Raw genomic sequence first — 7,527 nt, 5'->3', positions numbered from 1 at the left:
AAAGCACGCTAGCTTTTAGAATTTCTTTTAAAATAGAAAAAACAGGGTTGTTTTTTCTTACATACTGGTTGTTTTGTTCAGTTTTCAAGGAGCAATCTATTTCTTTTGTCGTTTTTAGCGACAAGATATAATTTATCATGTTTGTCATCCGATGTCAACAACTTTTTTAAAATATGTTGTTTGACAAAATTTCTTACCTGACAACAAAAATTAATATACCATAGCTATGAAATAAAATCAACGCTCTTTATTAAAAAAAGTCTCTTCAGAAATTTTATACAATGTTATGTATCACCTTGATTTATCCTACTCGTTCTTGGTCTTCTTAGGTATATAACGCATACACTCTTTTTCACTCGCTACCCTTCTAAGTAGTTGAAAAAGAACTTTATACCGTTCTTTCATCGCACTCTTTACCATATTATCAATTCTACTATCTCCTAAATCAAATATAATTTCATCTAACTCTCTTTTAATTAGATACTCCAATTCTTTTTGTTCTGTATGATTAATCATTAATCCTAACACATCATCACCTCGTCATGTTTCGGCACTAACTGATAAATATCGCTATAACATATACATTCGAAATTTTTGTCAAAGTATGGGGGTATATTATTTCGTTAACCGGCTGTAAGACCCCCACTACAAAAATTCAAGGTGTTAACCTAAAAATTAATAGAGGGGGTCCTATAGCGAATAAAAACTCGGAACTTGTTCAAGGGACAACAAGTCCATATGCTACCTCAATCGAGAAAACTTATCCTGTTAAATTAGTTCCCTATATATCGTTCACAATTTCAGCTAATTTATGCAAGTGACTTTTCCTATCTATAACTAAATCAATTTATAGCTTGTTCATATTTTGAAATTCTGTTCATAAAATGTATGGAAGCTTGTTTCATTTGGAGGTGGAATCTTTGAGTCATTTTTATGTTATGCGCTTTAACAAATTAAAAAGATGGACTCTTGTTGTTGTGTTAGCCTTTTTCACTGCAGGATTTCTCTGGTTTGAGAGCAATGGTGCATTATCTGTTTTTTCAAAAGAAAGTCCTGTTGCCTTAACAAAGGGTAGCTCAGATGAACCCAATATTTCATTAACATTTAACATCAGTTGGGGAGAGGAAAAAGTACATGACATATTAAAACAACTTGAACAGCAGCAAGTCCAAGCCACATTCTTTGTAAGTGGAGAGTGGGCTGAAAAGCACCCTGATATTCTTAATAAAATCTCAGAGGGAAAACATGAAGTAGGAATGTTAGGCTATCGCTATAAGAGTTACCTTGATCAAGAAATAGATCAAGTGAGAAAAGATTTACGTTATGCCAAAGAGATATTTGCTAAGTTGGGATATAAGGATATGGAGCTAGTACGGGCACCACACGGTCATTTTAATGACGAGATAATAAAGCTTGCAGAAGATTTGGGCCATAAAGTCATTCACTGGAACATTAATCCAAACGATTGGCAGAATCCAGGAACCCAGAAAATCATTGACCACGTGATGTCCCAAACTAATAATGGGGACATCATAATATTACACGCTTCCGATTCAGTCAAACAAACAGCTGAATCACTAAAAACTATTCTGCCTGGTTTAAAAAACAAAGGTTTTAAGTTTGTTACCGTGTCCGAAATGATTAATCAAGCCCATGCAGAAACGAAAATAGTGGAGTAAAAAAGAAACCTGATGAACAGTAAAATATCATCAGGTTTCTTTTTATTGTTTCACTTTTTCGTTAGAGCTATTGTTCAATCGATGTAAGATCAATAGTTGATAGGTGTTACACGCAAGTAAGGTAATTATCATAATTATCGAGAAATCCGCCCCTACCAAACCAATCCTAAGTGCCGGCACCCACTCTACAACAGTAAATGCTACCATGAAGAAAAGGGCTGGTATGAAAGCATGTTTTTTGGTTTCCTTTGCTTTAATTTTAGCAATGATCCAACCATAAATTACAAGCGCTGCCGCAGCTAGAATAAACCAAATTAACGAAACTTCTCCCTCTGACCTTTTATAAGGGAAGTATATTAGATCAAAGACCACGAATGCTATTAATACTATTTGAACTGTTGGCCAAAAAGAACGGAATATACTTAATCCTAATCGATGAACATATAGATAAGCAAAAAATCCCGTCTGGCTTACGGCACTATAAAGCAAACCATGTCCAATAAAGAATACCATTACACCAATTAGGCCGATAAAATTAAACGGTTGAAGATTTTCGGTATAAGCACCATTAACATTAACAAAAAAGCTAACAATTAGACCTACAATGCCGCCTAACGCTAATGTTTTTAAAAACAAGTTTACTACTTTTCGACTATTCAATTGAATATTCCTCCTGGTTATGTAAAACTCATACATTCCTTTTACTTACACAATTGGTATTTTAACATGAACCTAATCTTTTTTCCTTTATCAAGCGCATATTTTTGTTTTTTCTCATCCATATTAATGATAAGTGGAAGGAGGTTTTCTAAATGCTACGTATTTTCTTCTTGCCATTTATTGGCGTTACACTCCTTTTAATTAGTGCTTGCGGTGGGGAAGCAGCACCAAAGGAAACAGATTATGACGCAACCAAGAAAATGGTTGTTGATATATTACAAACTGAAGACGGAAAAAAGGCGTTAGGGGAAATTTTAGCCGATGAAAAGATGCAGCAAAAATTAGTCATTGAATCCACTACAGTAAAACAAGCGATTGATGAAACACTAACATCTGATAAAGGCGCAGAAATGTGGAAGAAGCTATTTGAAGACCCAAAATTCGTTGAAACATTCTATAAGTCCGTCGAAGAAGACCAAAAAAAATTAATGAAAAGTCTAATGAATGACTCAGAATATCAAAAGCAAATGATGGATTTATTACAGAATCCCGAAATGGAAGAAGCAACTATACAGACATTAAAGAGTCAACAGTTTCGTGCTCACCTTGAGGAAACCGTACAGCAAACATTAGAATCACCATTGTTCCAAGCAAAGATCCAAGAGATATTATTAAAAGCTGCTGAAGAACAAAGTAAAGGTCAAGGTAGTGGTGGTGAATCTGGTGGTCAAGGTGGTGGCGGCCAAGGCGGCGAGTCCGGTGGTGGTGGCGGTGGCGAATCCGGCGGCGGTAGCGGTGGCGGTCAATAGTATTGTTGCACTTACAAAATAAAGGGTCAGGTTCTTTATAAAAGAACCTGACCCTACTCATAATTTTACTCTTCTACTTGAGCTATAACCTTTGCTGCAATCTTATGATATTCTTTTCCGTTTGGATGATCTTCCTGATATACAGAAGGGGCAAACTCATCTTCTTCCTCATATGGTTGCTGGATTGGCAATTGCCCTAATACTTTTGTCTTTAGTACTTCAGCAAGCTTCTTTCCGCCACCTTGTCCAAAAACATATTCTTTTTCACCGGATTTCGGACTTTTATAGTACGCCATATTCTCCACAACACCTAAGATTTCATGCTCTGTTTTAAGTGCCATCTGCCCCGCTCTAGCTGCTACAAATGCAGCGGTCGGATGTGGTGTTGTTACGATGATTTCCTTACATGAAGGCAATAGTTCATGAACGTCCATAGCAATATCACCTGTACCTGGTGGCAAGTCTAGTAATAGGTAATCTAAATCTCCCCATTCCACTTCCTTGAAGAAACTATTTAACATTTTACCAAGCATTGGACCACGCCAAATAATTGGAGAGTTATCCTCTACAAAGAAGCCCATCGAAATTACTTTTACACCAAAACGTTCAACTGGGATAATCTTCTGTCCACGAACAACTGGTCTTTCTTCAATTCCCATCATATCCGGAACACTAAAACCGTAAATGTCTGCGTCAATGATACCTACTTTTTTCCCTAGTCTCATCAACGAGATAGCAAGATTCACAGTAACTGTTGATTTACCTACGCCACCTTTACCACTTGCAATTGCTAAGAAGTGGGGTTGTTTATTTCCACCCATTAATGCCTTTTCTTTTGCACTTTCCACGGCAGGCTGGTATTTTTTAATGATTTCATCTGGAAGTTGTTCAAAACGAAGTCCAACTGTCACAGCACCATTTCGCTTTAAAATCCCGACTAGCTCTTGTTGAAGTTGCATTTGTTCAGCAGTATTCGTTTTACCAATTGCCACTTTTACGCTGACATGCTTCTTATCTTCTTTAATAGTTACTTCCTTGACTCCCTCTGTTTCTTCTAGAGTTCTATGTAAAAAAGGATCTCTTACAGGATTCAGTAATTGTATTACCTCTTCTTTTGTTAACATGTAATCACCTTCCTATTTCAGCCTTAAATTTAATTAGTCCAAGGCTAGTATAACATAAATCACCAAAAACCTAAGTGATATGAATCATAGGAGGTTTGCAACATTACTTACTTTTCTTCTTCCGCTTCTGGCTCTACTGTCAAATAACGCAATATCCCTTCATAGATACTTGCTGCCATCTGTCTTTGATAGGTTTGATCTTTCAGCAGTTCCCTTTCTGCTACATTCGAAAGAAACCCAATCTCAACTAAAGCACCTGGTATCTTTGCGTTTTTCAGTAAATATAAATTATTGACAGCAAGAGCGCTACGATTAGTGTTTTCTAAATTTCTGGTTATTTCTGCTTGAATCATCTTTGCTAGGTGCTTATTTTCATCTGATTTTGGATAATAGAAGGTTTGTGCTCCACTCCATCTTGTTGACGGAATAGCATTCAAATGGATAGTCAAAAAGAAATCAGCGTCGTGGGTATTAATAAACTCCATTCGATTCTTAATGTCTTCTGCTTTTCTTCTTGATAACCCCTTTGTATCTTCTGCAGCCAAATCGGTGTCTGTTTCTCGAGTTAAGTATACGATTGCACCAGACTGTTGTAAGTAATCTCTTAATTTCTTGGTTACATCTAATGCAATATCCTTTTCTAAAGTATCATCCTTACCAACTGCTCCACCATCTACCCCACCATGGCCCGCATCAAGTACTACTACCTTCCCTGTTAAAGGAAGGGGCAAGCCAGCGGTTTCTTTGGTAAAGTCGGGTAATGGAAATTTTATCAGTATCACAAGTACTACTAATCCAACTAACCAAAAAGCAAATTTTCCTAATCGACTCATTTCGTTCGCCCCTTTACTTATCCTCACCTTATTTTATGGGACAAGTAATGGGTTTATGACTTGTGAAGCCATTAGAAATTAAAAGTAATCTGGAAGATAAGTTTGTTGAAAGGGTATCATGTTTTCTAAACAATTGATTGCTGCTACATTGCCTTGTAAAAGTCCAAGTTGAAACAACTCAGTAGGGCGTTTATATCCTAAAAATATCATCGTTAGCTGTTGAATGGAACAGGTTATTACTTCTTGGCCCCCCATATTAACTATATCAACTATAACTCCATTAACCGACTGTTTTACATGAAATAATCCTGAATTCTCCGGTAAGAAATTATCTACTACTCGGAGACAAACAGCCCTTTCTTTATCCGACCTCACAAATGGGTACTGTTCCAAAAATCCATGTACATCTACAATTCTGGCCATAAAGTAAGGGTCAACCTTTGTATCAAATCTGGGTTCTTCCAGAAGCAGTGGGATATTATCATTTTCAGGTACCACAAATTCAACTTTTTCAACCATAGAATCATGATTACTTACAAACTGTAGTAAGAGCTTCATTCCGATTTCAGAACGATATGCCATTTCAATGGCCGTAAATTGTTTATCCTTCACTTCAAATAAGATATATCCCTCTGGCTGATGCTTGTTATTATACGCTATCGCAATTTGGGTATCGTCTTTTAACACTCGCTGTTCCCACCATTTTTCATCACGCAAAATAGTACCTGTGTACCGCTTAGCATACACACAATATATTTCTTTTAGTAATGAAATTTCGGGTAGAACTCTTCGGACATAACCATCAATGTTCCATGCTCTTTGTAAATTCACTATAGGAATGGTGTAAATCTTCTCATTGAAGGTAACTTCCCATCCATATTTACGATAGAAAGGGACGGAGAATGGGTGAAGGAAGGAAAGCACCTGACCATTATCCCGCATATATTGAAGTGCATTTGCTAAAAGCTCCTTGACCATTCCACTTCGTCTAAACTCGGGCCATGTGGCAACAGAACAAACTCCACCCATTTTCATGGGCTTTCCACTCACATATACCGTTAAGGGGATCAAATGTAATTTGGAAGCTATTCTTCCTTCTACTATTTTCCCCCATATTCGATGCCGCTTAGCCTCCTCACGCTTCTTTTCAATTTCTTCTTCACTTAGTTCGATATTGAAAAGCAAATTGTGAGAGTTTAAAAATTTCACGATAATCCTCATCCAGTTTTAATTCTTTAATCATGATTTCATCTCCCTCATACTCCGTATAAAATCTATTTATTAGTTGATAATCTATATTATAACTTCTAAAATAATAAAAGGATAAAGGACAATAGCGCTTTTATCTTAGCAAAAGGATGTTACAGTTGGAAACACAAGAGATACAAAAAGAATTGTCCAGTTATATCGGGAAAACATTACGAGAACGCTTTGGTCGAGGGCCTGAAACGGTCTATGTATCAATACGAAAGCCATTTATTACTGTATACATAAGAAACTTCATTTCCCCTACGGAAAATGTACTCTTAGAAGCAGGACAAGAAAATATAATTCACAACACAAGAGATATTTTAATGCAAAATATCATTCCTGAACTGAAGGCCTACATGACAGTACTAACCAAAATGGAAATTGATGAATTTTATTATGATTGGGGAATACATAACTTCTCTGGAATGTTCATCGCTATTTCAAAAGATAAATCAACTCTTGGTGAGTTATCCAATGAGAAATTTAAAGGGAAAGAATCCCTTCACGAAGAGATTAATAATATTGGACAACAAACCCAAAAGGTTCCAGAAGAAGTATTATCCGTAAAAATAAATGAACGGACATATGCTATTCTCCGTACAGGTATCTTAATTACAATTGAACGTGAATTTATTCGCCTTGGCTATCGTGACATTTTACGATCAGCCAAAAGGAGAGTAGAAAAACGGCAACTACATAATAACATACGCTTCGAATCCTTATTGGACAGCAAGATCGACGATATTTTTGTTTCTTGGGATTTTGATCGAGATAAAAGTATAATTCTATTTATTGTAAACCCCACACAATCAGGCGGTAATGTACTAGATAAATAAAGCTAGACATAAGCCAAAAAGAGGTAAGGCATGTGCCACTTCTTTTTGGCTTTTTTTATTGCATCAAATAACGAACCTTAAGGAGAAAACTATTGAAGAGAAAAAACTTTTATGAAAAATTACCAGCAGAATTGCTAGGATGTTTTTATTGCTTTGTAGAGAAAAAGATTAAAAATGGAGAGAATCTTGGTCGGATGTTATTTGAAATGAATCAAATTGAAAAGGTCGCTAGGGAGAGAGGAATTTCTTTATTAGAATTACGCATTATTGGCCATTGGTTTATTCAAAAGGAAAACAATATAACAAAACATGAAATAGAATAGAGTATCACTTAG

General features: G+C 36.1%; 9 protein-coding genes. 4 read left to right on the top strand and 5 right to left on the bottom strand.

The features are described 5' to 3' along the window. Positions 1–306 precede the first annotated feature (306 nt). A complete protein-coding gene (locus TY11_RS09485) occupies positions 307–528 on the bottom strand; it encodes a hypothetical protein (RefSeq protein ID WP_042145483.1) in 222 nt (73 codons plus the stop codon). A gap of 392 nt (positions 529–920) precedes the next feature. On the opposite strand from TY11_RS09485, the gene pdaB reads away from it, so the two are divergent. After that, positions 921–1,679 (top strand): polysaccharide deacetylase family sporulation protein PdaB, encoded by a 759-nt coding sequence (gene pdaB, locus TY11_RS09480; RefSeq protein ID WP_042145480.1) that lies wholly within the window; start codon positions 921–923, stop codon positions 1,677–1,679. A 42-nt stretch (positions 1,680–1,721) separates the two neighbouring features. Here pdaB and TY11_RS09475 read toward each other — a convergent pair whose 3' ends face one another. Beyond that, positions 1,722–2,339 (bottom strand): KinB-signaling pathway activation protein, encoded by a 618-nt coding sequence (locus TY11_RS09475; protein WP_042145477.1) that lies wholly within the window; start codon positions 2,337–2,339, stop codon positions 1,722–1,724. Between the two features lie 152 nt (positions 2,340–2,491). Here TY11_RS09475 and gerD point away from each other — a divergent pair, with 152 nt between their 5' ends. Continuing rightward, entirely contained in the window at positions 2,492–3,148 is a 657-nt protein-coding gene (gerD, locus tag TY11_RS20410) for a spore germination lipoprotein GerD (protein ID WP_042145474.1), read from the top strand. 65 nt (positions 3,149–3,213) lie between these two features. On the opposite strand, the gene TY11_RS09465 is transcribed toward gerD, so the two are convergent. From TY11_RS09465 to TY11_RS09455, 3 genes are all read right to left on the bottom strand, one after another. Continuing rightward, complete coding sequence (locus TY11_RS09465) at positions 3,214–4,272, bottom strand: Mrp/NBP35 family ATP-binding protein (RefSeq protein WP_042145472.1); 1,059 nt, start codon at positions 4,270–4,272, stop codon at positions 3,214–3,216. 107 nt (positions 4,273–4,379) lie between these two features. Further along, positions 4,380–5,105, bottom strand: a complete 726-nt coding sequence (gene cwlD / locus TY11_RS09460; RefSeq protein WP_042145469.1) for an N-acetylmuramoyl-L-alanine amidase CwlD — start codon at positions 5,103–5,105, stop codon at positions 4,380–4,382. 78 nt (positions 5,106–5,183) lie between these two features. Next, positions 5,184–6,314: a GNAT family N-acetyltransferase gene (locus TY11_RS09455; RefSeq protein ID WP_052345792.1), complete on the bottom strand. Its 1,131-nt coding sequence runs from the start codon at positions 6,312–6,314 to the stop codon at positions 5,184–5,186. A 158-nt stretch (positions 6,315–6,472) separates the two neighbouring features. Here TY11_RS09455 and TY11_RS09450 point away from each other — a divergent pair, with 158 nt between their 5' ends. After that, the gene (locus TY11_RS09450; RefSeq protein WP_052345791.1) at positions 6,473–7,192 is read left to right on the top strand and encodes a Na-translocating system protein MpsC family protein; all 720 of its coding nucleotides are present in this window, start codon (positions 6,473–6,475) and stop codon (positions 7,190–7,192) included. A gap of 92 nt (positions 7,193–7,284) precedes the next feature. Next, positions 7,285–7,515 (top strand): hypothetical protein, encoded by a 231-nt coding sequence (locus TY11_RS09445; protein WP_042145464.1) that lies wholly within the window; start codon positions 7,285–7,287, stop codon positions 7,513–7,515. Positions 7,516–7,527 lie beyond the last annotated feature (12 nt).

The sequence above is a fragment of the Paucisalibacillus algeriensis genome, from assembly GCF_000577245.1.
Classification (GTDB): domain Bacteria; phylum Bacillota; class Bacilli; order Bacillales; family Amphibacillaceae; genus Ornithinibacillus.
Note: the sequence above shows the minus strand (reverse complement) of the source record. Positions and strands in the feature narration are given on the sequence as shown.

Coding starts and splice junctions, on each gene's coding strand:
- gerD (WP_042145474.1), top strand. CDS start 2,492: ATGCTACGTATTTTCTTCTTGCCATTTATTGGCGTTACACTCCTTTTA.
- TY11_RS09465 (WP_042145472.1), bottom strand. CDS start 4,272: ATGTTAACAAAAGAAGAGGTAATACAATTACTGAATCCTGTAAGAGAT.
- cwlD (WP_042145469.1), bottom strand. CDS start 5,105: ATGAGTCGATTAGGAAAATTTGCTTTTTGGTTAGTTGGATTAGTAGTA.